The sequence below is a fragment of the Elizabethkingia argenteiflava genome, assembly GCF_009904105.1.
GTDB lineage: Bacteria > Bacteroidota > Bacteroidia > Flavobacteriales > Weeksellaceae > Elizabethkingia > Elizabethkingia argenteiflava.
Genome location: NZ_JAAABJ010000519.1, coordinates 61,768 through 87,613 on the forward strand (window position 1 = coordinate 61,768; position 25,846 = coordinate 87,613).

Below are 25,846 nucleotides of genomic sequence, written 5' to 3' on the forward strand. Positions count from 1 at the left end.
GAGATGATAAGCATTAAACCTATATATTTAAGATATAAAACAATAATTGATAACTTTTTTTCTCTTATTGTCTTAAATGTGGTTAATTATGTATTTCCAATTATTATTATCCCTATCTTAATGAAGAGACTAGGCGTAGAGGTATATGGGAAGTATATATTTGCTTTCACCATTCTCAATTACCTTAATTTGTTGGTTCAGTATGGCTTTAATTTTTCTGCTACGCATAAAATAGCTAAGTATCAATATAATCGCGAAATTATTTCGGATACCTATACCTCTATTAGTATCATTAGAATAGCTTTTTCTATCATTGTTACAACATTATTGCTGGGAGCAGGCTTCTTCATGGATGATCTTGTACTCTATTTGTTAGGAATAGGAATTTACTTTGGACAGGGTATAATCCCAGTTTGGTTATTCCAGGGTTTAGAGAAAATGAAGTATATTACCCTTGTGAATACCTTGGTGAGATTGTTGGCTTTTATTGCTATTTTTTTTCTCATACAGCAGTCATCCGATGTCAATAAGCTTATGCTTATTCAGACACTAAGCTTTATAATAGGGGGAATAGCTTCTTTAGTATTAGTGAAATATGAGTTGAAAATTAATTTTGTAAAGCCCTCTCTTCAGTCTATTATTTTGAATTTGAAAGAGGGATGGAGTTTATTTTTATCTACCATAGGCATGAATTTGTATCGAGAATCAAATGTTATCATTTTAGGTTTGGTTGCAGGCTATTCTACGGTAGGATTATATTCACCAGCGGAGAAATTAATAAAGGGCATTCAGTCGTTTACCAATATTATGGTAACAGCTTTATATCCGCATTTTAGCAAAAGAATGAAAGATAATCAATCCCAGTATATTGGTGATTTTTTTAAAATTGCCCAATGGTTATGGATCCTATTTTCAATAGGAACAGTGGCTATAATTTTTTCCTCTACAATGATTATTGACCTCTATATAGGGAAAGGACATACCACTACTATCATTGATTTCAGAATACTGAGCTTAGTTATTTTATTCGGAGGACTCAATTATTATTATGGTATAGTAGGTTTGGTTAATTTAAACAAAAAAACATTGTTTAATCGGTTGGTATGGATAAGTGGTATGATAGGAATGATAATGAGCTTTATTTTATCCTATTATATGAAGGATATAGGAGCTGCTATATCCATGGTTTTTGCCGAGGGATTGTTATTATATTTGATTATGAAAAAAATAAAAGTCGAGATTAGCTAAGTCATGATATATTTATTTTTTATAATAATAGGTGCTTTTTTTAGTTTTTGTGAATATAATGGCGTTTTTAAGAACAAAAAAGCACATGAAATCGTAGGTTATTATTTCTTATTAATATTATTTATCTGTTTTGCTGGAATACGCTACCGCGTAGGAGGGGATACGTTGGCTTATATTAAGTATTTTGATGAGATGCCTACGGTAGATGAACTAGCGAGTATTGATTATCTCAATTCAGAATATAACCCGTTGTGGTACGTATTAAATGCGATCATAAAATTTATATACAACGATTTTATTTTCTTCCAAATCGTACATGCTGTCATTATAAACACCAGTATTTTTTATTTTTTTAAAAAATATTCTCCGAATAATAAATTTACCTTAGTTTTTTTCTATTTTCTCTTTTACTATTTGTATTTTAATACCGAGATATTAAGAGAATCATTAGCGCTTTCTGCTTTTGTATTAGGTTATAAATATCTATTGAAAAAAAAATGGAAGCAGTATTATGTGCTCTGTATATTTTGTTTTTTAATTCACACTTCAGCCATTATATTATTTGTTTTACCATTTCTTCAGAGAAAAATTAAACTTATTTATTTAATAAGCATCGCCTTATTCCTTGCCCTAATGGGCAGTATAAACCTTGTGGAATTAATTAAAAGTTTTAACCTTCCTACACAAATTATACTTAAATCCCGTTCTTATTTAGGTCGTGAGATTAATATATTTGGAATGCTGATGCAGACTGTTGTCGTGATGCCCATTATTATTGTTCATTTGGTTAGAAAAAAATACAAAATGAGAGAACATATTTTTGAGAAAAATGTGTTACCTTTTGTTTATTTTGGTATTTTATCCTTGTTTATAGGGGGCTTTTATAGATTTCTCAACTACTTATATATTATTAATCTCGTATATTTTGTAGATACCCTAATGTTGGTATCCAAGCAGCGTTTTTATTTTGGGCCACGGGTTTATATGAAATTCTCCATGATGTTTTTCTTTATATACTATGGGTATTTTTACATGAGAGATACCTCAGAGTACGAGCCTCATACCCGGTTTTATAACCGATATTATCCCTATCATAGTATAATAGATCCGAAGAGAGAAGTGAAAAGAGAAAATGCCTATTATAAAATGATGAATTTAAATTGGTAGTCTTTGTTATGAAAAAATTAATATTTTGCACAGTTCTTAGCTTAATTATCAGTTCTACCTATGCTCAAGAGATACGCATAAAAGGATCGGAAAAAGAAATTCAAGCCATAGGTATGGAGAGGGCTTCATTTTCTAAATTTGCTAAGTTTTTACAGACGTATATACAAAAGATTAGTCAAAAAAATCTCGAAATAAGCAATACTTTAGAGGCTCACGCTATAAACTTAAGGCTGGCCAATAAGGAAGAAGAGGTACAGTTAGACCATTGTGAGCCAGAAGCTTTTATAATAAAAGTGACTCCAGATAAAGTGGAAATTATAGGGAAAACAGAAAAAGGCGTCGAGTTTGGCGTATACACGTTTTTAGAGGACTATGTAGGAGTGAATTGGTTATTTCCAGGAGAATTGGGAGAGTATCTTCCTCCCGATCATTCGATCATTATAAAGCGAAAAAATATTTTTCAAAACCCTAAGTATATATCTCGTCAGCTCTCGCCAATCGATTTATCTAAGGTTAATGACTTGAGTGACTGGGGAAATCGAATGAAATTAATCAGTAAAATTTCTTTTCATCATAATATGAATTTTTTCTTAAAAGATGAAGATATTAAAAGTTTAAATTCTGATTTTTTCTCTCGCTACAATGGAAGTAAATATATACCTAAGTCTACGAGTGATCACAAGTGGCAGCCTAACTTTTCCTCTACAGGTTTTTTCTATTTTAGCGTTAAAAAAATACGGGATTATTTTAATAGAACCCATAGTCCTACTATTTCTTTGGGGATTAACGATAATTATTTGGCGGATGATAAGTATCAGTTAAGAAATATTTTGGGATTTAGAAATTATTCTGAGGATTACTATCAGTGGGTGGTTAACTTGGTGAGGGTTCTCAATAAAGACTTTCCAAATAAAAAATATGGCTTATTGGCCTATTATAACGTTTCGACACCCCCAGATAAGGTTTATTTAAATGAACAGATTATCCCGTTTCTTACCTTTGATAGAGTGCGCTGGGCCAATGTACAGCTAAGAAAATTTGATCAGAATACCAGTTTAAATTGGGCTAAGAAGGCTACCAATTTGGGCTGGTATGACTATGGCTATGGTTATAGCTATTTATTACCCAGAGTTTATACCAATACATTAAAAAAATATTTACAATGGGGCAGCGAGCACCGGGTGAAATACTTTTATGCGGAAATTTACCCCAATTGGGGGGAAGGACCTAAATATTGGCTTTTGGCGAAACTCTTATGGAACCCAGATCTCGATATTGATAAATTAAAAAAAGAATGGTATTCCATGTGTGTAGGCCAACAGGCGGCACCATTTTTGGATCAGTATTTTAGCATTTGGGAAAATTATTGGGAAAAGACCATTGTAAATAGTCCTTGGTTTTCTCAAAAAACAACTTTTTTGTCTTTCAATAATTTAGCTTATATGGAAGACGTAAACGAAGAAATGATGAGGCAATCCGATTTTTATCTCAATAGAGTTTTAGCATTTGCTCGTACAGATGCCCAAAAAAAACGGGCACAATTGTTTGTTGATATGTGGGAACTATATAAGATAGGTATTCAGGAATACAAAACAAACCGATATAAAACAATGACTGATTTAAAAAGGTCAAAGTTATTTGTGGAGAAAGTTAATCAACTTAAGCAGAATAAATTGTTATCTAATACAATGGCTTATATAGAAAAAAGTATGAATAATTGATGGAGAACTATAATATTGTCATTCTGAATTGGAACGGGTGGAAGGATACAAAACAATGTGTAGAGAGCATCATTAGGGAGTCCTCGTCTCATAACTATACGCTAATTTTGGTGGACAACGGCTCAGAGCAAAAGGAAATAAATTTAATTGAGGAATATTGTAATACCAACTTTGAGATGACGATATCTCAGAGCAAAGAGTATTTTTTAAATAAAAGTCTCTCCTTACCGCCTGAATTTTATCAGATTCCAAGTTCCAGGAGGATTATCTTTATTAAAAATAATGAGAATTTAGGATTCGCCTGTGGTAATAATGTAGCATTGGAATTTCTCAGAAGCCAGAATCAAAACTATGCCATCCTCCTTAATAATGATACTGAAATAGAAGGGGATGCTTTGGGAAAAATGTTCAGGTATTTGCGTCAGCATGAGTCTGAAGGGGTAGCAGCGGTGATACCTCAGATCCGTTATTATAAACCTAAAAATGTGATTTGGAACTGTGGGGGACACATCAATTGGTTAGGTTTGCGTAAATATCATTATGCCTTTTCGGATATATCAGAAGTCCCTCAGACGGGGGAGGCTAGAGTAGATTATGGTACCGGTTGTGCCCTTCTGATCAATCTGCAAAAAACAGGAATTTTATCTGATCGATTCTTTTTGGGAGAAGAAGATATGGAATTGGCCTTTAGATTAAAAAATAAAAATCTAGCGGTGTATTGTATTTACGATGCTGTTATTTACCATAAAGTAGGAGCTTCAAGAGGTCGTATTTCCGAAGAAAAAATGGGTAATATGGTGTACCATTACTCCATGAGAATGTCTAATCTTAAAGATCATCTTTCTTTACCAGTATGGTATATGAGTTTTTTAGCCCATTACCTGAGTACCATCAGAATCTTATATAAACAAAATATGTTTTCCTTAAAAAAGGTCAATGCCATGTGGAGAGATATTTATCATAATGTTCGCACCTTAACTAAATACACAAGACAAGACTTTATTAGAATAGCCAATAAAAGATACTAAGAAATTGCAAGAACGAAAGCTTATTATCGGGAAATTACCTTTGCCTGTAGGAGGGGTCACCATACACGTAAAACGTCTATTGGAGCATTTAGATTTAAAGCAGGAAGACTACCAATTTCTTCCCCTAAATCTAAAGAACTTACTACTCCTTCCCTTTATATTGTTAAAATATAAAGGCTTGCACTTACATACCTCGAGTTTGCAAGTACAAGAGTATATCAGTTTATTATGCAAAGTCTATCACAAAAAATGTATAGTGACCTTTCATGGCGATTTAAACAGATACCATGCGCGAGATTTAATAAAAGTTAAGCGGATTATAAAAAGAATTTCGGTCCCTATTGTATTGAATGAGGGAAGTTACATCTTAGCAAAGACAATAAATCACAATACACAGCAAATATCATCTTTTATCCCCCCTGCAAAATCCGAGACATTGGACATATCTATTTTGCAGCATATAAATCAGTTGAGAGGGAAATACCCCTCTTTGTATGCTACAAATGCCTATGGGCTTACCTATGATAAGGAAGGACAGGAGATTTATGGCATTTTGGATTTAATTCAATATTTCAATGGACTCAATGATGCGGCTTTAATTATTTCGGATCCTTCAGGTGCCTATAGCCATTACCTAAATGAGCAGAAAATCAGGGTGACTCAAAATATTTATATCATTAACAAGCCCCACTCTTTTTTTGAAATACTAAAGCATGTAGATGCCAATATTAGAAATACAAGCACAGACGGCGATTCTATTTCGGTAAGAGAATCACTATATCTTAGTAAAATAACCTTTGCAACCGACGTTGTTTCAAGACCTTCAGGAACGTTAATCTATCGCCGAGGGTGTTATCATTTCAATCTTAATAATTTAGAAGTTAATATTAATGCTGAATCAGCAACAATAGATCAACTCATTAAAATATATTCAACATTATGAAACAGATTATCCAGTCATTTAAAACCGGCGAAACCATATTACAAGAAATACCCGCGCCTCAGGTAAAAAAAGGACATATACTGATCCAGACCTCTCGTTCTTTAGTTTCATTAGGTACTGAACGTATGTTGGTAGAGTTCGGAAAATCTAACCTTATACAAAAAGCACGGCAACAGCCTGATAAAGTAAAACAGGTATTGGATAAAATAAAAACTGAAGGTTTAATACCCACACTAGAAGCTGTTTTTAATAAACTTGGAGAGCCTTTACCCCTTGGTTATTGCAATGTGGGGAAGGTAGTGGCTGTTGGAGAAGGGGTTACTGATTTTAAAATTGGGGATAGGGTAGCTTCTAATGGACAGCACGCCGAATTTGTATGTATTCCCAAAAATTTGGTGGCGCATATACCAGATTCTGTTTCAGATGAAGAAGCTACTTTTACGGTAATAGGTTCAATAGGCTTACAAGGCATTCGTTTATTAAACCCTACCATAGGAGAAACCGTAGTCGTAGTAGGGCTGGGGCTTATCGGTTTATTAACCGCTCAATTATTAGTGGCAAATGGATGTCGTGTTATAGGGGCGGATCTTGATCAAGCTAAATTAGAAATGGCAGCCGAATGGGGAATTATCCCATTCAATCCAGCTAAGGGAGACTTTGTAAAATATGTAGAAGAAATGACCCACGGAGTAGGAGCTGATGGCGTCATCATTACCGCCTCGGCAAAAACAAATGATATTATATCTCAAGCGGCACAGATGAGCCGTAAACGAGGACGTATAATATTGGTGGGAGTTGTGGGGCTTAATATTAGCAGAGCAGAGTTTTACGAAAAAGAACTGACCTTCCAAGTATCTTGTTCTTATGGGCCTGGACGTTATGATGACGACTATGAAAATAAAGGAATAGATTATCCTATAGCTTTTGTGAGATGGACAGAGAAAAGAAACTTTGAGACCATTTTACAAGCTATAGCCTCAGGACAACTGAAGGTGCAGAAAATGATTAGCGAAGTGGTTGATTTAAAAGATTATTTAAAAGTTTATGGAGAAATAGGGAGTAGTCACTCCATAGCCTCGATATTAAAATACAACGAAGATTTATCGGCCAAGCCTGAGCACACCGTTAAAATTAACGATGTAAATTTTGCAGCCTCCAAAGGAGTAATTGGCATCGTGGGAGCAGGAAATTTCACCAAAATGACGATGATGCCTGCACTAAAGGGAAGTGGAGCTAGCTATAAATACATTGCCAGTAATGGAGGGGTAAGTGGTACGGCATTGGCTCAAAAATATGGAGTAGCAAAATCAACCACCGATTATAAAGAAATTTTAAAAGATAATGAGGTCGATCTCGTACTCATTTCCACGCGGCACCATCTCCATGCCCCAATGGTTATAGAAGCCCTGAATGCAGGCAAAAATGTGTTTGTAGAGAAGCCTCTGGCGCTTAATTTAGAACAACTCAATCAAATTATACACGCACAGCAAACATCCGGAAAAAATATTAGTGTTGGCTTTAACAGAAGATTTTCGCCACATGTGGAAAAAATAAAACAGGTAGTAGGAGATTCACCTATGAACATTATTGCGACCATGAATGCAGGATTTATCCCTGCCAATGTGTGGGTACACGATATGAAAATTGGTGGTGGACGTATTATTGGCGAAGCCTGCCATTATATAGATCTCATCACCTTCTTAACGGGGAGTAAGGTAAAATCCGTATGTATGAATGCTATGGGGGTAAATCCTGAGGAAAATACAGACAATGCAAGTATTCTCCTCCGCTACGAAAATGGTTCCACAGGGGTCATTAATTACTTTTCTAATGGATCTAAATCTTATTCAAAAGAGCGTTTAGAAGTATTTTCACAGCAGAGAACACTTATTATGGATAATTTCCGAAAGACAGAGGGATTTGGGGTGAAGGGGTTTTCAACGCTTAGAACAGCTTTGGACAAAGGGCATAAAAATCAATTTCACACCTTAATAAAAAAAGTAAAAGAGGGAGGAAGTCCCTTAATTCCATTAGATGAAATTGTTAACACTACAAAAGCTTCCTTTGCAGCTATTGAGAGTTTAAAAACCAATACTTGGGTAGAATTGTAAAAAAAATTCAACATTGATAAGCAAGATAAAAGTTTTGTTGGGGCAATATGGCACTGAATAATCGATATACCCACCAGTAGAACGTTTTTATAGAAAACTTATTACTTATTCCATTTAGAGTTTAAATAACATGTATACAGTAAGATCTAAGGAATTCAAAAAAAAATTATTTTGAGAGCTAAGTTATTATTTCAACTATATCAAAATATGGGGCTACGGTATATCATATATCGTATCCGACATGAATTCGAGAAAAAAATAGGAAGCTTAAAGAAAAGGCACCCTGAGGATTTAGCGTTTAAACATACCATTTCACTAGAAGAATGGAAAAAGAATAAAAATAATTTCCTTCTTGAGGGCAAGGAACAATTGAAAATTCCTAAAGAGCAGTCTATTGTATTAAAAAACACGGCAGAGCGTATTCTAAAAGGTGATTTGCTTTTTTTCAATGCCGTATGGATGTCGCTCGGAATAGATTATAAATGGAATCTTAACCCATCTAACGGATATGCATTTGATCTCACCAAGCATTGGTCAGAAATTCCCGATCTTTCAGAAGAAGCAGGAGATATAAAATTTGTATGGGAAAAATCCCGTTTTTCTTATTTATTAATCTTAATCCGCTACGATTATCATTTTGATAAGGATTTAAGTGAGTTTGTATTTTCAGAGATAGAATCTTGGATAGATTCTAACCCCATTAATAAAGGCCCTAATTGGCGTTGCAGTCAAGAAATCTCACTAAGGATATTAAACTGGTGTTTTGCTTTATATTACTATCAAAACTCCAAAGCTTTTACCGAGCAAAGATGGAATAAAATACAAAAAATCATATATGCCTCTGTGCATCATGTCTATCATCATATCGATTTTTCTCGTATTGCGGTACGAAATAATCACGCCATTACCGAAACTTTATTTTTGACAGTTTCTAATATCCTGTTTCCTTTTATCCCTGAAACGAATAAATGGGCTCGGGACGGGAAAAACTGGTTTGAACAGGAAATACAGTATCAGATCTATGATGATGGCACCTTCTTGCAGTTTTCAATGAATTACCACAGAGTCGTCGTTCAGTTGTTGTCATTGGCTTTTAGTCTGTATAATAAAAACAATCAACAATTCTCTCCTCATGTATATGATAAGGCCTATAAATCATTAAATTTTCTATATCAATGCATGCAGGATGAAAACGGTTACTTGCCCAATTATGGATCTAATGATGGATCTTTATTTTTTCCGGTTAGCAATTCCGAATACAGAGATTATCGGCCTCAGCTCAACACACTCCACTTTATACTGACCACTCAGCATCTCTTCCAAGAAGCTTCTATTCAAAGTGAAGTAGCCTGGTATGGCGGTGGAGAAAACCCCTCTAGTCCCTATGAGCGTCTATCCAAAATACAGGGGGTAATGTGTTTTGATAGTGGAGGCTATTATTTATGTAGACATCGAGATTTCTTTACCTTTATAAGGTGTGGAGATCATAAGGATCGACCTGCCCAGGCAGATAATCTTCATCTTGATATCTGGTACAAGGGCGAGAATATTTTAAGGGATTCCGGAACATATAAGTACAATACAGATTCAGAAAAACTTCTCTATTTTATGGGGAGTGCCTCTCATAATACGGTAATGGTAAACAATCAATCGCAGATGCTAAAAGGCGGCAGATTTATATGGTATTATTGGACGCAAAAGATAAGCGCCTTATGGGAAGAAACAGATGAAGCTTTTATTTTTAAAGGCCGTATTAAAGCCTTTCAATTCCTAAATAAAAAAGCCACTCACCAACGTACGATGGTGATTTCGAAAAATCGGACTGAATGGCTAGTCAAAGATGATCTCACCCACTTGAAGGGGTATGAGATGAAACAAATCTGGCACCCTTCATCTCCTCAGATAAAAATACAATCCTTAGGAAAAGAATGCCTAGCATTCACTTCCTATAATTCTAGTTACTATGGGAGTTTCACTGAGGAAGCGGGCCTTTATTTTCCATTCTATAACGCAATAGAAACAAAAATTACATTTCAAGCATTATGAAGATATTATTACTGCATCAGTATTTTTTAGAAGAAGATGATCCTGGAGGCTCTCGCTGGAATGAGATGACTAAAATATGGACAGCTCAGGGTCATGAAGTTACCGTCATCGCGGGAATGATGCATTATACAGGTAGCCAGAAACGAGAAGAATATAAAAAAAAATATTTTGTAAAAAAACAACAAGGAGCCGTAGAGGTAAATAGGACCCACGTTTCTGAGTCTTATAATAAAAGTTTTATGGGAAGATTATGGGGATATTTTTCGTTTATGTTCTCTTCTCTGTGGGCCGGTTTGTTTCATGTAAAGGGAAAATATGATGTAGTGCTGGTTACTTCTCCTCCTCTATTTGTAGGGATCTCTGGTTATCTCATCTCACGTTTGAAAGGCATACCTATGGTATTCGAAGTACGGGATCTCTGGCCGGAATCTGCTATAGATACAGGGATTATAATCAATAAATGGGTGATTAAGGTGGCGTATGCGGTAGAAAAATTTATTTATAAAAAGTCCAAACTGATCAATGTTTTGACACCAGCATTTTATAAAACCCTCAGAGATGAAAAGGCTATAGAGGAAAGCCGTTTAATCATGATCCCTAATGCTGCAGACTTTTCTTTATCCGAGGAAGTATTGCAGACTTTTGATAGGGATGCATTCAGAAAACAACATAATCTGGACAATCATTTTGTGATTACTTATATTGGTGCTCACGGTGTCGCCAACCATCTAGACCAGATTTTAGAGGCTGCAAAGCGCTTAGAAGATACCTCTGTTTTATTTCTGCTAATTGGGCAAGGCATGGAAAAAACACGTTTAATACAGAGCGCTCAAGAAATGCAAATTAAAAACCTTCGTTTTTTAGATTCTGTTCCAAAGAAAGAAGTATTCAAATACATTTTAGCTTCCGAAATGGGAGCATCGGTTTTAAAAAAGGTAGATACTTTTAAAACCGTATATTCTAATAAAACCTTTGACTATTTTTCCTGTAAAAAACCGGTATTAATGGCTATTGATGGCGTTTCAAGAGATTTGGTCGAGCAGGCTCAGGCGGGGAGTTATGTAGAGCCAGAAAATGGGGATGAATATAACAGGATTATTAGAGAATATTTAATCGACCCAGAAAGATTACATAGAGAGGGCGAAAGCGGCTATCACTATGCCAGAGAAAATTTTGATCGAGAAGTTTTAGCCAATCGATATTTAGCTTACATTCAAGACAAAGTATTAACACATAAATAATTTAAGTTTTTGTTTCATGTATAAAAACTTTCTAAAACGTATTTTGGATTTTATAATAGCATGCTTAGGTCTGCTAATCTTATCTCCTTTGTTTATTATAGTAGCTATAATACTCTATTTCGTTCATCACGGTCGCCCTTTTTTTATGCAGGAGCGACCAGGATTAAAAGAACGGGTTTTTAAAATTATTAAGTTTAAAACCATGAGCGATAAGAGAGATGCTGAGGGAAGATTGTTACCAGATGCTGATCGCCTGACTCCGATAGGAGCATTTATACGTAAAACATCCATAGATGAAATTCCACAACTCATCAATGTATTAAAAGGAGATATGTCTTTGGTGGGGCCCCGTCCCTTGTTACCTCAGTATCTATCTTTATATAATGAATATCAACGTCGTCGTCATGAAGTGAGACCTGGTATTACAGGTTGGGCCCAGGTTAATGGTCGCAATGCTATTTCCTGGACTAAGAAGTTTGAGCTGGATGTTTGGTATGTAGATCATCTATCTTGGAAGACTGATTTCAATATTTTTTTAATGACTTTGAAAAAGGTTTTTAAGAGAGAGGATATCAACCAGAAAGGACAGGCGACTACAGAAGCCTTTAATGGTAATAATTGATATTTTTTCATTAATTTAACGCTAAAATCAATGTATTTATATGGAGCCAGTGGACACGGTAAAGTAATTGCAGAAATTGCCGAACAGAACAATATAAAAATAGAAGCCTTTATTGATGCAGATGTAAACAAGCAAAAAATACTGGATTATAAAATTTTACATAAAATGCCTGTCGGTAAAGATGACCCGATTATCATTTCCATAGGGAATAATATAATTCGAAAAAAAGTTGTATCTGACAATCCAGATTTAAATTATACCTGTCTTATTCACCCTAAAACGGCGATTTCTACTCGAGCTGTTATAGCAGAAGGTAGTGTGATCATGGCAGGCGTCGTCGTTAACGCAGAAGTGCAGGTGGGAAGGCACTGTATATTAAATACCAATACCTCCTTAGATCATGACTGTGTTCTTGGCGATTTTGTACATATTTCACCCAATGCAGCCTTAGCAGGCAATGTGGAGATAGGAGAAGGAACCCATATAGGGATTGGAGCTTCCGTTATTCAGGGAATAAAGATTGGGAGATGGTGTACTATAGGTGCAGGCAGCGTCGTTATTAAAGATGTGCCCGATGGTGCTACGCTAGTAGGGAATCCAGGTAAAATTATTAAAATGAAAAACATTCACAATTTATAAATAAAATCTTATGGAAGATAAAATATGGCTATCCTCACCTCATATGGGAGGTAACGAATTAAAATATATCCACGAGGCTTTTGACACGAATTGGGTAGCCCCCTTAGGTCCCAATGTTAATGGATTTGAAGAAGATTTAGCACAATATTTACAAGAAGAGGTTAAAGTTGTAGCGCTTTCCGCCGGAACGGCAGCCTTGCATTTAGCATTAATTCAATGTGGGGTAGGTTACGGAGATGAGGTGATTTGTCAATCGATGACATTTTCTGCCTCTGCTAATCCTATTGTTTATCAGGGGGCATTTCCTGTATTCGTAGATTCAGAGCCTGAAACCTGGAATATCTGTCCCTTTGCTTTAGAAGAAGCGATTAAAGATAGAATAGCCAAAGGAAAAGTGCCCAAGGCTATTATTGCTGTTCATCTATATGGTATGCCCTTTAAAGTCGATGAGATCAGCGGAATCGCTGCAAAGTATAATATACCTTTAATAGAAGATGCTGCCGAAGCTTTAGGCTCTACCTATAAGGGGAAAGCCTGTGGTACCTTTGGTCGTATGGGGGTGCTTTCCTTCAATGGAAATAAAATTATTACCACCTCTGGAGGTGGAGCTCTGGTTTGTCATAACCAGCATGAAAAGGATACCGCTGTTTTTTTATCCACCCAAGCTCGGGATCAGGCGCCGCATTATCAACACTCCCATATCGGATATAATTATAGAATGAGTAATATTGCAGCAGGCATTGGGAGGGGGCAGATGGAAGTGTTGCCTGAACGAGTGATACAAAGACGTAAAGCGCATGATTTTTATAGAGAATTATTTCATGATATAGAAGGAGTAAAGGTTTTTTCCGAACCGACTTCCGACTATTATTCCAATCATTGGCTATCTGCTATTATACTAAACCCTAATCGAAGCCAAGTAACACCAGAAGATCTGAGACTTGCACTATTAGAGAGTAATATAGAGTCTCGTCCTTTATGGAAGCCTATGCATCTGCAGCCTATTTTTTCAGGAGCCTCTTACTATGGCGGGAAAGTTGCACAAGAATTGTTTGAAAATGGGTTGTGTTTACCTTCAGGATCCAATTTAACAGAAAATGAACTGCATAGGATAGCTCAGGTGATTCATAGGGTTTTTAAAAAACAATATCATCTTGAAACCAAAACAAATTAAAATGGCTAAACCTATTTTCTTTTAGAGTGACATCAGCAAAAGAGAAAATCACACTCCTATCATTATGAAGATAACATATACGAGTGAGCAAAAGGTACCCGATTTGCTTTTCGTGATTTAATCTGTATTTTTGTTTACCATAAAAAAAATATTAAAAATGAAAACACAAAGAATAGGTATTACTTTTTCGGCCTTTGATCTGTTACATGCAGGCCATATCAAAATGTTAGAAGAAGCGAAAACAATATGCGATTATCTTATTGTAGGTTTGCAATTAGATCCAACACTTGACAGACCTAATAAAAATAGACCTACCCAGTCCATTGTCGAACGCTATATCCAATTAAAAGCATGTCGTTCGGTGGATGAAATTATACCTTATAATACAGAAGAAGATTTAATGGATATATTAAAATCTTTTGTAATAGACGTACGGATTATAGGAGGAGATTATAAGGATAAAAACTTTACAGGAAAAGAATATTGTGAAGAAAAAGGAATTGAAATTTACTATAACAAAAGAGATCATCGTTTTTCGAGTACGGCCTTAAAAAGAGCGGTTTACGAACAAGAACTTAAAAAGATAGGATCACCAAATAATATATGAAGTTAATAGATACCCCCCTTAAGGATTGTTATATTATTGATGCTGAGGTTTTCCATGATGAGAGAGGTTATTTTTATGAAAAATATAATGAAAAAAGATTTGAACAGATAACAGGCCTCAACGGACATTTTGTACAGGATAATATATCAAAATCCACATATGGAGTCTTACGTGGGTTACACTTACAGAAAGGAGACTATGCACAGGCGAAATTAGTTTCGTGTCTAGAGGGCTGTGTTTGGGATGTGGCTGTAGATTTAAGAGGAAATTCTCCCAGTTTTGGTCAGTGGTTTGGGGTAGAATTATCAGCTGAAAATAACAGGCAGTTTTATATTCCTAGAGGCTTTGCTCATGGTTTTGTAGTGTTGAGTGAGGTCGCAATATTTTCGTATAAATGTGATAATTTTTACCATAAAGAATCTGAGGGCAGTGTGAAATTTAATGATCCAGACCTTAATATTGACTGGAAAATACCGGAAAAAGAGATGATCCTTTCGGAAAAAGATCAGGCAGCAGCAGCTTTCAAAGATAAAAACTACTAATCAATAGTCATGAAAAATATTATCATTACAGGAGGTGCAGGATTTATAGGTTCTCATGTGGTGCGAGAGTTTGTGAATAAAAATTCTGAAACCACCATTATCAATCTGGATGCACTCACCTATGCTGGCAATTTAGAAAATCTTAAAGATATTGAACACCGATCCAATTATATTTTTGAAAAAGCAGATATTACTAAGCCAGAAGAACTGCAGAAAATTTTCATAAAATACAAGCCAGATGCTATCGTACACTTAGCAGCCGAAAGCCATGTAGACAGAAGTATTACAGATCCCAATGCCTTTATCAATACAAATGTACTGGGAACCGCCAATTTGCTCAATCTTTGTCGCGAGTTTTGGAAACCCAATCCTGAACAGGTTCACAAAAGATTTCCGGATGAAAAAAGAACACATCTTTTTTATCACGTATCTACAGATGAAGTATATGGAAGCCTCGGAGAGACAGGTTTTTTTGAGGAAACAACGCCTTACGATCCGCAGTCCCCTTATTCTGCTTCCAAGGCTGCTTCCGACCACTTGGTAAGGGCGTATGGCAATACCTATGGTATTCCTTTTGTTATATCTAACTGTTCCAATAATTATGGACCTCATCATTTCCCAGAGAAGCTCATTCCTCTTTGTATTTTTAATATTTTAAATGAAAAACCATTACCGATTTATGGGGATGGGCAGTATACTAGAGATTGGTTGTTTGTTCTTGATCATGCCAGAGCTATCCACCAGATATTTAACCAGGCTAAAACAGGGGAAACTTACAATATTGGGGGCTTTAACGAATGGAAAAATATTGATTTAGTACAAGAACTCATTAGGCAAATGGATGCTAAATTGGGAAGACCGGAAGGCCATTCTCAGAAGTTGATTGCTTTTGTTAAAGATCGTCCAGGTCATGATAAGCGCTATGCCATAGATGCCACCAAGCTCCATACAGATTTAGGCTGGAAGCCTTCTGTAACGTTTCAAGAAGGTTTATCTAAAACTATAGATTGGTATTTAGAAAATCAAGAATGGCTGGAAAGCGTAACCTCTGGAGATTATCAAAAATATTATCAGAATCAGTATAGTGAAGAAGTGTGAGGCGTTTTTTACACTCCTTATCTTTATGCTAGCCTAAAAATGAAACCTATCTACCTAATGAAGAGGATAAGTAGCTTTTAGTCAGTGGTGATAGGTAAAATACATTTTATTCTTGAATAGAAAAAATAGAAAAAATAGAAGATGAAAGGAATCATTCTCGCCGGAGGTTCCGGGACAAGATTATACCCGTTGACTATAGCCGTTAGTAAACAGCTAATGCCCGTTTACGATAAACCGATGATATATTATCCTTTATCCACCTTGCTTTTAGCAGGAATAAGAGATATATTGATTATTACCACTGCTCGCGATCAGTCCAGCTTTATAAAACTGTTAGGAGATGGTTCACAAATAGGCTGTAATATTCAGTATGTGGTACAACCGAGTCCCGACGGATTAGCTCAAGCATTTATCTTGGGGGAGGAATTCATAGGAAATGATGCTGTAGCCTTAGTATTGGGAGATAATATTTTCTATGGAAATGGTATGGGTAGAATGTTGAAGAAGAAAACCCACCCAGATGGGGGAGTGGTTTTCGCGTATCATGTCGCCGATCCCGAACGATATGGAGTGGTTGAATTTGATGTCAATTTTAAAGCCTTATCCATAGAGGAAAAACCCCTTAACCCCAGATCTAACTACGCTGTTCCAGGCTTGTATTTCTATGATAATGCTGTGGTGGAAATAGCTAAAAATATACGACCTTCTGCTCGTGGAGAACTCGAAATTACCGATGTTAATAATACCTATTTGAAGCAGGGTAAATTAGACGTAGGGGTTCTGGATAGAGGCACAGCCTGGTTAGACACCGGTACATTTGATTCCTTGCAAGAGGCATCAGAGTTTGTAAGGGTTATTGAAAAACGCCAGGGTTTTAAAATTGGATGTATCGAGGAAATTGCTTTTCACAATGGTTTTATAGACGAAGATAAAGTCTTAGAAATAGCGAAACATTATGGTAAAAGCGGATATGGTGCTTACCTTAAAAACTTAATAAAAAGCAAATTATAATCTAAAAAAAACCAGTGGATAGGAGAAAAGCCCAGGCTCAGTTAAAATTTTTATCTTTGTCAAATATTATTGAGAATACATGATTCTACGCGGAGAAAATCTGATCAAAGAGTACGGTCCAAAAAAGGTAGTAAAGGGGGTAACAGTCGAAGTTAGGCAGGGAGAAATTGTAGGGCTATTGGGACCGAATGGGGCTGGTAAAACCACCTCTTTCTATATGATTGTAGGTTTGGTGAAGCCCACTTCGGGTAAAATCTGGTTAGATGATCACGAGATTACTTCAGATGCTATGTATCGCAGAGCACAGAAAGGTATAGGCTATCTCGCCCAGGAGGCTTCTATATTTAGAAAACTTTCCGTAGAAGATAATATTCTGGGGGTATTACAGCTTACCAAACTCTCCAAACAGGCACAAAAGAAAAAATGTGATGAGCTCATCGAAGAATTTTCGCTGGAACACGTGCGTAAGAACCGTGGAGATCTCCTCTCAGGAGGGGAAAGGCGCAGAACAGAGATTGCCCGTTGTCTTGCTACCAGTCCTAGTTTTATTTTACTGGATGAGCCTTTTGCAGGGGTAGATCCCATTGCTGTAGAAGATATACAGAAAATTGTACGTTCTTTGGTCGATAAAAACATAGGGATTCTAATTACCGATCACAATGTACAACAGACTTTAGCGATTACCCATAAAACTTATATTATGTTCGAGGGTAAAATTTTAAAAGAAGGTCTTCCGGAAGATCTGGCACAGGATCCGGAGGTGCGTAAAGCTTATCTTGGAGAGAACTTCCGATTTGAAAAAATATAATAAAGAGGAGATATCTCCTCTTTAGGTGAGGAAAAATAAAAATACAATCATTTTAAGGACTGTAGAAATGAGAAAAGAAATGAAGAAGCAAAAATAGCATAGCCTTATAGGGGGCATCATCTATTTCTATTCATCATTTATCTTTAAAATATTAATTATTACGTTGTTTGTTCATGAAAGCATTACTCTTCATTAATGGGATCCCACCAAGAACCTTCCCGGATATCCAAGAATATAATTTAATTGCTTGTACCGATGGGGCTTTTCATTATCTCAAAGAAAATCATTTTCCTTTAGACCGATTAGATTTTATTTCGGGTGATTGCGATTGCTTTGATGAAGAGGAGGGCGAGTGGCAGGAAAAATTTGTCTACACTCCCGATCAGAATAAAACAGATTTTTATAAAGCATTAGAAATTATTGTCAAAAAAGGCTTTTGTCAGGTAGATGTATACGGGGCAAGTGGTGGCGAACAAGATCATTATTTGGGAAACTTAACCGTAGCTTACCTATTTAAGGATAAAATAAAAATTACTTTTTATGATGAATATGGAAAATATTTTTTCATTCCTTCTTATTTCGAAGTCTCACAGATACGAGGAAAAATGATATCATTAGTCCCTTATCCGGTAGCTACCAAAGTGTATACTACAGGGCTCAATTGGCCTTTGTATGGAGAGGATCTTAGTATTATAGGTCGTATAGGAACGCGTAATTTTGCAGTCGAAGATACTTTTACATGTTCCTATTTAGAAGGTGGTATTCTGTTGTTTATCGGGAAATAAATATAAAATAGGAAACCTTTTAAGTGTCATTTCTAGCTAAAGATCCTTTATTTTCAAAGCGTTTTTAAAATCCATTATTTTTTAGCATTTTTGTGTCTCTAAAAATAGATTTATTATATGTTATTTAATCCCCCATTGTAAAGAATGAAAATAAAGTATTCTGAACTTATAGATCAGACCTTGTATTTCCCACAAGAAGAATTTCAGGTAGAAGACCATAAGCTTAAATTTCATGGAATTCCCTTAATGGAGTTGGTAGAAAAATTTGGAACCCCTTTGAAGTTTAATTATCTCCCTAAAATTTCCGAGAATATACAGAGGGCAAAAAAATGGTTTACAGATGCCATAAAAACGCATGAGTATAAAAATAAATACCGTTATTGCTACTGTACAAAGTCGAGTCACTTTGCGTTTGTATTAGAAGAAGCCTTAAAAAATGATATTAGTATAGAGACTTCTTCTGCTTATGACATGGATATTGTCAAAAAACTATATGAAAAAGGGAAGGTTACCCAAGACGTAGAGGTGATCTGTAATGGATTTAAGACGGATGATTATCTAGTGAAGATCGCTGATCTTATTAACTCAGGATTCGAAAATATTACGCCTATTCTCGATAACTACCGAGAGTTGGATAAGCTAACTGAAAGTATAGACACTACTTTTAATATAGGGATTCGTATTGCTTCAGAAGAAGAGCCTAAATTTGAATTCTACACCTCCCGTTTGGGGATAGGCTATAAAGATATTATTCCCTATTACAGTCAAAAAATAGCTGAACATCCCAATGCACGTTTAAAGATGTTGCATTTTTTTATCAATACCGGGATAAAAGATACTTCCTATTATTGGAATGAGCTGTTTAAGTGTTTGCGGGTATATGCACGTTTGAAAAAAATAGCACCAGAGGTAGATTCTCTTAATATTGGTGGAGGATTTCCGATTAAAACTTCTTTAAATTTCAATTACGATTATGAATATATGGTAAATGAAATTGTATTACAGATTAAAAAATTCTGTGAAGAAGAAGGGGTCGAAGAACCCAATATTTATACAGAATTCGGCTCATTTACTGTCGGAGAAAGTGGGGGGAATCTCTATCAAATCATCAGTCAGAAACGCCAAAATGACCGCGAAAAGTGGAATATGATAGATAGCTCATTTATGACCACCTTACCCGATACCTGGGCGATTTCTCGACATTTTATCATGTTGCCGCTTAACCGTTGGGATGATACCTATGAAAGGGTTTTTCTGGGAGGGCTTACTTGTGATTCCGATGATTATTATAACTCTGAACAACATACCAATGCCATATACCTTCCGGTCTTTACCGATACCAAACCTTTATATATAGGATTTTTCAATACCGGAGCCTATCAGGAAACAATCGGAGGATATGGAGGAGTACATCACTGCTTAATACCACAACCTAGGCATGTATTAATAGATCGCGATCAAGAAGGTAACTATGTCTATTCTGTATTTCGAGAAGAGCAGGATCCAGGTGATGTTTTACAACTTTTAGGATACTAAAATCAGGATAACAAAAAAAGCGGTGTATAAACCGCTTTTTTATTGTTACTGTTTATTTTTTAGTCTCAATATTTCGCTTCCTACGGGTATTCGGAAGATCAAAATGATTTTGTAGAGAGCTGTTACAATCCGAACCATTCGTTCGAAGTTTCCCAATAGATTTCCCGATAATCTCCGATGATTTTTTGAGCCAATGCATAATGCTGGTTGTGAGAATTAGGGCTTTTATAAGCCACACAGAAGATGCCTGCGCTATGAGCCGCTTGAATTCCATTAGTAGAGTCTTCTATTACCATGCAATCTCTTTTTTCTTCCCCCGATAGGCTTGCTGCGAGTTCAAAGATTTCAGGATGAGGTTTGGACTGAGCCAACTCTGCACCACTAATTTTATCCATAAAATATTCAGTCAATTTAAACTTTTCAAATACCCAATCAATAGTCTTCATACTGGCTGAAGAGGCTAAGATCATTTTAACCCCATTTTGGTGATAATTTTTTATCAGATCTTTTACCCCTGGAATTAGGTCGAAATCCGGAGCATGATCAAAGTGAAATTTAAAACGTTCTCTTTTTTTTTCGACTAATTTCTGTGCATTTATAGAAAGATTGAAGAAACGAATCAGCTCATTACATACACTTAATGTGGTTTTTCCTGTAAAAGCATTGAACATATCTTCAGTCACAGGGAGTTTGTAGTGTTGAAACATTTCGAAGTAAGCTTTTTTGTGCAGAGGCTCAGTGTCCACAATTACACCATCCATATCAAAAAGTACTGCTTTTAAAGGCATATTTTATATTTTTTAGTTTTTTACAAATTTAAACTTTTATGTGTATGTTTTTTGATGTTTATGTACCCAATTTTTTATTAATTCCAAAACTTTTGGAGAAAAAGTTTCTTCGATCTCTTCGTATTCTGAAGGACTACCGCTTTTTGCTGTTTGAAAAAGATGATTCAGACCAGGTATTTCAACCATTTCCACCGCCTTATTTTCTGCTTGTAATAAGGCTTTTCGGATCGCTTCTAGATTTTCTTTTGCAGTTACCTGAGTATCCAAACTTCCATTTAGAGCCAAAACAGGAATTTTTAATTGTTTTAAATATTCTGTAGGTGTGGATTTTAAAAAGTAAACCATCCAAGGGTTCGTTTGTTGAATTAATCTATGGGAGATCAACTCTTGAGCTTTTTTAGAGTCTGTATTTTTATTTTCTATAAAGAAATTATTTAGGGCCTTATGAGCGTCTTCTGCGAATTGATTTCCTTTGTAGGTTCTCACAAAATTGAAAAAATAACTTTTAAGCTTTAGATCTTCCTTTATTTGCTCAGGAGAAACCCCCGATACTTCAAGAATTCTCTTATTTTGTAAAATGAGAAGTTCATTACCAGGTAGGCCAGGTGCCGCCAATAAGATAATGTTCCGAATTTTTTCCTCTTTAGCCGCTACCATAGCTGCAATGGCACCGCCTTCACTATGGCCTATTAGTCCAATATTGGTAAAACCCCTACCTTCTAAGAAATGAAAGGCTGCTGTAATATCAGTAGCGAAATTTTCTGAGGTATCGGTATTTTTACCCGGAGAAGATCCTCCGATACCTCTATCGTCGAGTCTTAAGCTTGCAATATTATTTTTAGCCAGATAATCCGCTATCACAGCAAAAGGTTTATGTCCATATATTTCGCTATCTCTATTTTGAGCTCCAGATCCTGTGATTAATACATATAAGGGAGTTTGAAAAGTCCATTTCTCAGGAAGACAAAGTGTTCCTGCGAGGGTATTCCCATCTATAGGATTGATAAAATTTACCTCCTCCGAAGGATAGTCAAAAGGAGGTTTCGGTGTTTGTGGAAATACCTTATTGCTTTCTGAAGAAGGAGTGAAAAAAAAACCTATAATTTTATCTTTTTCCGAGAATGTGAGTCGGATGTCTATTTTAGAACGAGAGAAATCAGTATGGTAAACTATTGATTTTTTTCCATTGATCACATCTTTTTTATGGGAATTTATTTTAATAAAATCTCCTATTTGTAGCGTTAGCTGACTTTGTATTTCTTGTAAAGTTTTTTCGTTAAGCTGGGTAAGAATACTCGCATCTAAATACGTTGTACACACATCGTATTTTTTATTGTGAAAATTTTGTAAAAATTCTTCTCCTATTTTTTCAATAGCCTGGGCATTCACACTTTGGAAGGTGATGAACACAATGAACAGAATAAATTTATTTCTCATAACATCAGATTTTGATGTGTAAGATATTAATTTTTTAAAAAACCTTCAAGATATCTAAAACCAGTGTTTTAGCATTATTTTTATCGTTTAAAGTTTGTGGTGAAGTTATCTCTCCGAAATTTAGTTTGATTCCGGGGTCATCATGCTTATTTGAATTTGTAAAATGATTAGGTGAACCCCCATTAATTTGGAAGGCCTGGGCTTATTTTCGAAGTTTTTTGCTTAATCTTAGTATATCATCCATCTCTATGTATCTCATAGATCGTAAATCTTCAATGCATCTTGATAAATTTGGCATAGGATAAGGATAAACATTAAAAGTGAAGATTACACTTCATCCCTCCAATGTGGGCTTTAGTATTTTAAATAATGCGTCCATTATATTAAAAAGATCTCCAGGATTCTGATTAATGCATTTAGTTTTTTAAATTCCCAGATTTGTTTATTATCGTATACTATTTAATATATCATTCATATACTTTTTAGGCGTTTTCCCTTTAATTTTTCGGAATGTTTTAGAAAGGTGGCTCACATCTGTAAAACCAAATTCAGAGGCGATCTGCCTTAATTTCAAACCTCCAATGCTTAATCTCTTCTCAATGAGAGCTATTCTATAATTGTCAAGATATTCTTGATAAGATATGCCAAAATGAGGTTTAAAATAGTTGCTAAAATAAGTGGGTGAAATGTTGAAATGTGCAGAAACTTCCTTTACCTTCAATTTCTCTCTATTATAGATGTTTTCATGTATAAAAGATATCATTTTTTCAAAACTTAGTTACTCTTTATGAACACTAGTATTTCGATCTTTAAGTATTTCCCTAATCATTCCGAAAATACTTAACAATTGATAATAAGCAATCGGAGAAGCTCCAATATTTTTATGCTGGCTGTATGCAATTAGATTATTGACTGTTGATTTTAAAATATTGTTACACGGTTCGCCAATGCATATTTTAACTTCCTTTAGCCATTTCATTTCCATAAGTATTTCTGGTGACCCTATTTTAAACTCATCGGGTGCTAAATGTCTTTTACTTTCAAAATAACTTTCTGTAAATTTTATATAAGTAAAATGGGTCATCGTTTCCATTGTGAAAGAATGAAATTCTCTTGGAGCGATCAGAAAAAGATCACCAGCCTCATACGGCATAATATGATTGTTTAAATGATGTATACTCCTTCCGGAATGTATGTAAACTAATTCATAATAAGTATGCTAATGGTGTGAACAAGAAGAACATAGACCTTAGATATCCTCAATGACCAATGGATCAAATTGATTTAAAACCTTCATAGTATATATTAAAGTATAAAACAAATTTACATTTTTCATCAAAAGGAAAGTCACTAAAGATTAACAAGTGTAGTTGAGTAATAAAGATGATTTCATGAGTTAATTAAAATCGGAATTGGCTAAAGGCATCTAAAAAGCATCTTTTAACCTTGCGTATCAGAACTAAGATTAATAAAAAGTTTTTAGAAAAACTGTATAGCCTTATACTTTGCACTTTTGCCAAATATATATTAGTTCCATTCTCTTAATAAATAAAATATTTTTTATATCATCAAGATCAGGGTTCTACTGTTTTGTTGGGATAGGATCAGTTGTTCTGTAGTTTTTCAAATAAAAATGAATAATAATCCAGAACGATTTAAAGAATCTTTTTCATGATTCATTAGGCTTTATAATTCCCCTTTTGCATATATTTTAGAGATGCTGCAATTGAAATAAATTTACCTTTAATTGAAATAAATTTACAAATTTTAAAATTTATGATCATCTAATTTTGGAAAAAAATAAGTATTGATGTTATTTGATAAATTCAATTTAAAAAACATAATCCTTTCCAATAGGATTATCATGGCCCCAATGCCCCGTACGCGGTCTAAAAATGGTATAATGACCGAAATGAACGCTGATTATTATCAACAAAGAGTATCGGTTGGATTAATTATTACTGAGGGTACTTCTATCTCACCAACTTCAATGGGATATCTTTATGTACCAGGTCTATATAATGCTGCTCAAACCGAAAGTTGGAAACAGGTAACCAAAGCAGTGCATGAGAAAGGAGAAAAAATATTTACCCAGTTATGGCATGTGGGCAGAGTTTCCCATATTTCAAATCAACCCAATCATTTTCAACCTGTAGCACCTTCAGAAATTCTTGCAAAAATAGTATGGGCTAGGGTATAGAAAATGGTCAAGAAGGTCGTATACCAGCCCCTAAACCCAGAGCATTGATTACCTATGAAATTGCTGAAATAATTGAAGATTATGTTAAGACAGCAAAAAATGCTATAAAAGCAGGCTTTGATGGCGTTGAAATTCATGGTGCTAATGGGTAGCTAATAGATCAGTTCTTAAATCCTAATACCAATCTTAGAATAGATGGTTATGGTGGATCCATAGAGAAACGCTCTCGATTTGTATTATAGATTATTGATGCTATTTCATCAGCAATAGCTCCACAAAGATTGGGGATTCGATTTTCTCCTTATGGTACCCAACATGACATGTCAGTATACAATGAAATTGAGGAGACCTTTAAATATCTTGCAACCCAAATTTCCAAACATGAGATCGCCTATATTCACTTGCACGACCAAGGAAATCTTTATCAGGAAAATTTAGGTTTTGTACAAAAATTCAGAACGTGGTACAAGGGGAATATTATTTTTGCCGGATTCCTTAATAAACAAAAAGCAGAAGACTTAATTCAAAAAGGCTTTGTTGATCTAGTAGCATTTGGTCGCTCATTAATATCAAACCCAGACTTCGTAGAAAGACTTAAAAAACAATTATCCCTTAACTCCAACAAAACCTGATATTTTTTATGGGTTCTCTGCTCATGGATACCGGGATTATAAAACCTATATTGAAATGAGTGCAGAGGAGAGATCCATACTCAATAATTCAAATTAAGAAGCCAACGAATGGATGGATGAAGACTTTGTCCATTGGTTTTTTATCAAATATTCTTGAATTAAATTGGGATGATTTTAGGTGAATATCATTTTCAAATAGTAATGAAGTAAAAGGCCTCGTTTTTGGCGCCATTTTTCTTCTTCTCTTAATATAAAAAGATTGCACTGGAAGAGTGTGTATTCACATTGTTATAATTCCCAATCCGTTAATACTTAAAGAAAGATCATTCTAATTATATTCTATTAAACCCGTGGTTCATTTAGGATAAAAAAAAGGGAGCTGCTCATTATTAGCTAAATACCTAAATTTAATAGTCTAACAAACGATTAAATATGAACAGCTTTACCGCAAATTATGAAAAA

At 35.1% G+C, this 25,846-nt stretch carries 22 protein-coding genes and 2 pseudogenes; 20 read left to right on the forward strand and 4 right to left on the reverse strand.

All coding sequences use genetic code 11. The features are described from left to right. Positions 1–3 precede the first annotated feature (3 nt). The 18 genes from GNY06_RS08255 to GNY06_RS08340 all read left to right on the forward strand — a co-directional run bounded on the left by GNY06_RS08255 (position 4) and on the right by GNY06_RS08340 (position 20,327). Positions 4–1,248, forward strand: a complete 1,245-nt coding sequence (locus GNY06_RS08255) for an oligosaccharide flippase family protein (protein ID WP_244614393.1) — start codon at positions 4–6, stop codon at positions 1,246–1,248. Positions 1,249–1,251: 3 nt separating this feature from the next. Continuing rightward, positions 1,252–2,415 (forward strand): EpsG family protein, encoded by a 1,164-nt coding sequence (locus GNY06_RS08260; protein ID WP_166519637.1) that lies wholly within the window; start codon positions 1,252–1,254, stop codon positions 2,413–2,415. 8 nt (positions 2,416–2,423) lie between these two features. Then, positions 2,424–4,136: a DUF4838 domain-containing protein gene (locus GNY06_RS08265; RefSeq protein ID WP_166519638.1), complete on the forward strand. Its 1,713-nt coding sequence runs from the start codon at positions 2,424–2,426 to the stop codon at positions 4,134–4,136. Beyond that, the gene (locus GNY06_RS08270; RefSeq protein WP_166519639.1) at positions 4,136–5,164 is read left to right on the forward strand and encodes a glycosyltransferase; all 1,029 of its coding nucleotides are present in this window, start codon (positions 4,136–4,138) and stop codon (positions 5,162–5,164) included. Before GNY06_RS08265 ends, GNY06_RS08270 begins: the two co-directional genes overlap by 1 nt. A gap of 4 nt (positions 5,165–5,168) precedes the next feature. Further along, positions 5,169–6,107, forward strand: coding sequence for a hypothetical protein (locus GNY06_RS08275; protein ID WP_166519640.1), 939 nt, complete (start codon positions 5,169–5,171; stop codon positions 6,105–6,107). After that, on the forward strand, positions 6,104–8,218 hold the full coding sequence (locus GNY06_RS08280; RefSeq protein WP_166519641.1) for a bi-domain-containing oxidoreductase: 2,115 nt from the start codon (positions 6,104–6,106) through the stop codon (positions 8,216–8,218). Before GNY06_RS08275 ends, GNY06_RS08280 begins: the two co-directional genes overlap by 4 nt. Before the next feature lie 207 nt (positions 8,219–8,425). Continuing rightward, complete coding sequence (locus GNY06_RS08285) at positions 8,426–10,264, forward strand: alginate lyase family protein (RefSeq protein WP_166519642.1); 1,839 nt, start codon at positions 8,426–8,428, stop codon at positions 10,262–10,264. Then, on the forward strand, positions 10,261–11,505 hold the full coding sequence (locus tag GNY06_RS08290) for a glycosyltransferase family 4 protein (RefSeq protein WP_166519643.1): 1,245 nt from the start codon (positions 10,261–10,263) through the stop codon (positions 11,503–11,505). The genes GNY06_RS08285 and GNY06_RS08290 overlap by 4 nt, the downstream gene beginning before the upstream one ends. A 16-nt stretch (positions 11,506–11,521) precedes the next feature. Continuing rightward, the gene (locus GNY06_RS08295) at positions 11,522–12,127 is read left to right on the forward strand and encodes a sugar transferase (RefSeq protein WP_166519644.1); all 606 of its coding nucleotides are present in this window, start codon (positions 11,522–11,524) and stop codon (positions 12,125–12,127) included. A gap of 30 nt (positions 12,128–12,157) precedes the next feature. After that, complete coding sequence (locus tag GNY06_RS08300) at positions 12,158–12,766, forward strand: acetyltransferase (protein WP_166519645.1); 609 nt, start codon at positions 12,158–12,160, stop codon at positions 12,764–12,766. Between the two features lie 10 nt (positions 12,767–12,776). Continuing rightward, the gene (locus GNY06_RS08305) at positions 12,777–13,940 is read left to right on the forward strand and encodes a DegT/DnrJ/EryC1/StrS family aminotransferase (protein WP_166519646.1); all 1,164 of its coding nucleotides are present in this window, start codon (positions 12,777–12,779) and stop codon (positions 13,938–13,940) included. 157 nt (positions 13,941–14,097) lie between these two features. Next, on the forward strand, positions 14,098–14,547 hold the full coding sequence (locus tag GNY06_RS08310) for an adenylyltransferase/cytidyltransferase family protein (RefSeq protein WP_166519647.1): 450 nt from the start codon (positions 14,098–14,100) through the stop codon (positions 14,545–14,547). Next, complete coding sequence (gene rfbC, locus GNY06_RS08315) at positions 14,544–15,089, forward strand: dTDP-4-dehydrorhamnose 3,5-epimerase (RefSeq protein WP_166519648.1); 546 nt, start codon at positions 14,544–14,546, stop codon at positions 15,087–15,089. The genes GNY06_RS08310 and rfbC overlap by 4 nt, the downstream gene beginning before the upstream one ends. A 9-nt stretch (positions 15,090–15,098) precedes the next feature. Continuing rightward, positions 15,099–16,187: a dTDP-glucose 4,6-dehydratase gene (rfbB, locus tag GNY06_RS08320; RefSeq protein ID WP_166519649.1), complete on the forward strand. Its 1,089-nt coding sequence runs from the start codon at positions 15,099–15,101 to the stop codon at positions 16,185–16,187. Between the two features lie 141 nt (positions 16,188–16,328). Continuing rightward, complete coding sequence (rfbA, locus tag GNY06_RS08325) at positions 16,329–17,198, forward strand: glucose-1-phosphate thymidylyltransferase RfbA (protein ID WP_166519650.1); 870 nt, start codon at positions 16,329–16,331, stop codon at positions 17,196–17,198. Positions 17,199–17,277: 79 nt separating this feature from the next. Next, positions 17,278–18,006, forward strand: coding sequence for an LPS export ABC transporter ATP-binding protein (lptB, locus tag GNY06_RS08330; RefSeq protein ID WP_166519651.1), 729 nt, complete (start codon positions 17,278–17,280; stop codon positions 18,004–18,006). 173 nt (positions 18,007–18,179) lie between these two features. Then, complete coding sequence (locus tag GNY06_RS08335; RefSeq protein WP_166519652.1) at positions 18,180–18,791, forward strand: thiamine diphosphokinase; 612 nt, start codon at positions 18,180–18,182, stop codon at positions 18,789–18,791. Positions 18,792–18,935: 144 nt separating this feature from the next. Continuing rightward, positions 18,936–20,327 carry a type III PLP-dependent enzyme domain-containing protein gene (locus GNY06_RS08340; protein ID WP_166519653.1) on the forward strand — a complete coding sequence of 464 codons (1,392 nt, stop codon included), beginning with the start codon at positions 18,936–18,938 and terminating at the stop codon, positions 20,325–20,327. A 122-nt stretch (positions 20,328–20,449) separates the two neighbouring features. Here GNY06_RS08340 and GNY06_RS08345 read toward each other — a convergent pair whose 3' ends face one another. From GNY06_RS08345 to GNY06_RS08360, 4 genes and pseudogenes are all read right to left on the reverse strand, one after another. Beyond that, positions 20,450–21,115 carry an HAD family hydrolase gene (locus GNY06_RS08345; RefSeq protein ID WP_166519654.1) on the reverse strand — a complete coding sequence of 222 codons (666 nt, stop codon included), beginning with the start codon at positions 21,113–21,115 and terminating at the stop codon, positions 20,450–20,452. A 36-nt stretch (positions 21,116–21,151) separates the two neighbouring features. Beyond that, complete coding sequence (locus GNY06_RS08350) at positions 21,152–22,552, reverse strand: alpha/beta hydrolase (RefSeq protein ID WP_166519655.1); 1,401 nt, start codon at positions 22,550–22,552, stop codon at positions 21,152–21,154. Positions 22,553–22,997: 445 nt separating this feature from the next. Further along, entirely contained in the window at positions 22,998–23,315 is a 318-nt protein-coding gene (locus tag GNY06_RS08355) for a helix-turn-helix domain-containing protein (RefSeq protein WP_166519656.1), read from the reverse strand. A 15-nt stretch (positions 23,316–23,330) separates the two neighbouring features. Continuing rightward, positions 23,331–23,759 (reverse strand): annotated as a pseudogene (locus GNY06_RS08360) (AraC family ligand binding domain-containing protein); the annotation flags it as partial. Between the two features lie 603 nt (positions 23,760–24,362). Between GNY06_RS08360 and GNY06_RS14620 the strand changes: the two are divergent. Beyond that, complete coding sequence (locus tag GNY06_RS14620) at positions 24,363–24,752, forward strand: oxidoreductase (protein WP_262885037.1); 390 nt, start codon at positions 24,363–24,365, stop codon at positions 24,750–24,752. 44 nt (positions 24,753–24,796) lie between these two features. Next, a pseudogene (locus tag GNY06_RS14625) lies at positions 24,797–25,384 on the forward strand (oxidoreductase). The last annotated feature ends 462 nt before the right edge of the window (positions 25,385–25,846 follow it).

What these genes read in the sequence shown, in the direction of transcription:
- GNY06_RS08295 (WP_166519644.1), top strand. Translation starts at nt 11,522, where the DNA reads ATGTATAAAAACTTTCTAAAACGTATTTTGGATTTTATAATAGCATGC.
- GNY06_RS08290 (WP_166519643.1), top strand. Translation starts at nt 10,261, where the DNA reads ATGAAGATATTATTACTGCATCAGTATTTTTTAGAAGAAGATGATCCT.
- rfbA (WP_166519650.1), top strand. Translation starts at nt 16,329, where the DNA reads ATGAAAGGAATCATTCTCGCCGGAGGTTCCGGGACAAGATTATACCCG.
- GNY06_RS08335 (WP_166519652.1), top strand. Translation starts at nt 18,180, where the DNA reads ATGAAAGCATTACTCTTCATTAATGGGATCCCACCAAGAACCTTCCCG.
- GNY06_RS08345 (WP_166519654.1), bottom strand. Translation starts at nt 21,115, where the DNA reads ATGCCTTTAAAAGCAGTACTTTTTGATATGGATGGTGTAATTGTGGAC.
- lptB (WP_166519651.1), top strand. Translation starts at nt 17,278, where the DNA reads ATGATTCTACGCGGAGAAAATCTGATCAAAGAGTACGGTCCAAAAAAG.
- rfbC (WP_166519648.1), top strand. Translation starts at nt 14,544, where the DNA reads ATGAAGTTAATAGATACCCCCCTTAAGGATTGTTATATTATTGATGCT.
- GNY06_RS08350 (WP_166519655.1), bottom strand. Translation starts at nt 22,552, where the DNA reads ATGAGAAATAAATTTATTCTGTTCATTGTGTTCATCACCTTCCAAAGT.
- GNY06_RS08340 (WP_166519653.1), top strand. Translation starts at nt 18,936, where the DNA reads ATGAAAATAAAGTATTCTGAACTTATAGATCAGACCTTGTATTTCCCA.
- GNY06_RS14620 (WP_262885037.1), top strand. Translation starts at nt 24,363, where the DNA reads ATGTTATTTGATAAATTCAATTTAAAAAACATAATCCTTTCCAATAGG.
- GNY06_RS08280 (WP_166519641.1), top strand. Translation starts at nt 6,104, where the DNA reads ATGAAACAGATTATCCAGTCATTTAAAACCGGCGAAACCATATTACAA.
- GNY06_RS08255 (WP_244614393.1), top strand. Translation starts at nt 4, where the DNA reads ATGATAAGCATTAAACCTATATATTTAAGATATAAAACAATAATTGAT.
- GNY06_RS08355 (WP_166519656.1), bottom strand. Translation starts at nt 23,315, where the DNA reads ATGATATCTTTTATACATGAAAACATCTATAATAGAGAGAAATTGAAG.
- GNY06_RS08305 (WP_166519646.1), top strand. Translation starts at nt 12,777, where the DNA reads ATGGAAGATAAAATATGGCTATCCTCACCTCATATGGGAGGTAACGAA.
- GNY06_RS08265 (WP_166519638.1), top strand. Translation starts at nt 2,424, where the DNA reads ATGAAAAAATTAATATTTTGCACAGTTCTTAGCTTAATTATCAGTTCT.
- GNY06_RS08300 (WP_166519645.1), top strand. Translation starts at nt 12,158, where the DNA reads ATGTATTTATATGGAGCCAGTGGACACGGTAAAGTAATTGCAGAAATT.
- rfbB (WP_166519649.1), top strand. Translation starts at nt 15,099, where the DNA reads ATGAAAAATATTATCATTACAGGAGGTGCAGGATTTATAGGTTCTCAT.
- GNY06_RS08260 (WP_166519637.1), top strand. Translation starts at nt 1,252, where the DNA reads ATGATATATTTATTTTTTATAATAATAGGTGCTTTTTTTAGTTTTTGT.
- GNY06_RS08270 (WP_166519639.1), top strand. Translation starts at nt 4,136, where the DNA reads ATGGAGAACTATAATATTGTCATTCTGAATTGGAACGGGTGGAAGGAT.
- GNY06_RS08310 (WP_166519647.1), top strand. Translation starts at nt 14,098, where the DNA reads ATGAAAACACAAAGAATAGGTATTACTTTTTCGGCCTTTGATCTGTTA.
- GNY06_RS08285 (WP_166519642.1), top strand. Translation starts at nt 8,426, where the DNA reads ATGGGGCTACGGTATATCATATATCGTATCCGACATGAATTCGAGAAA.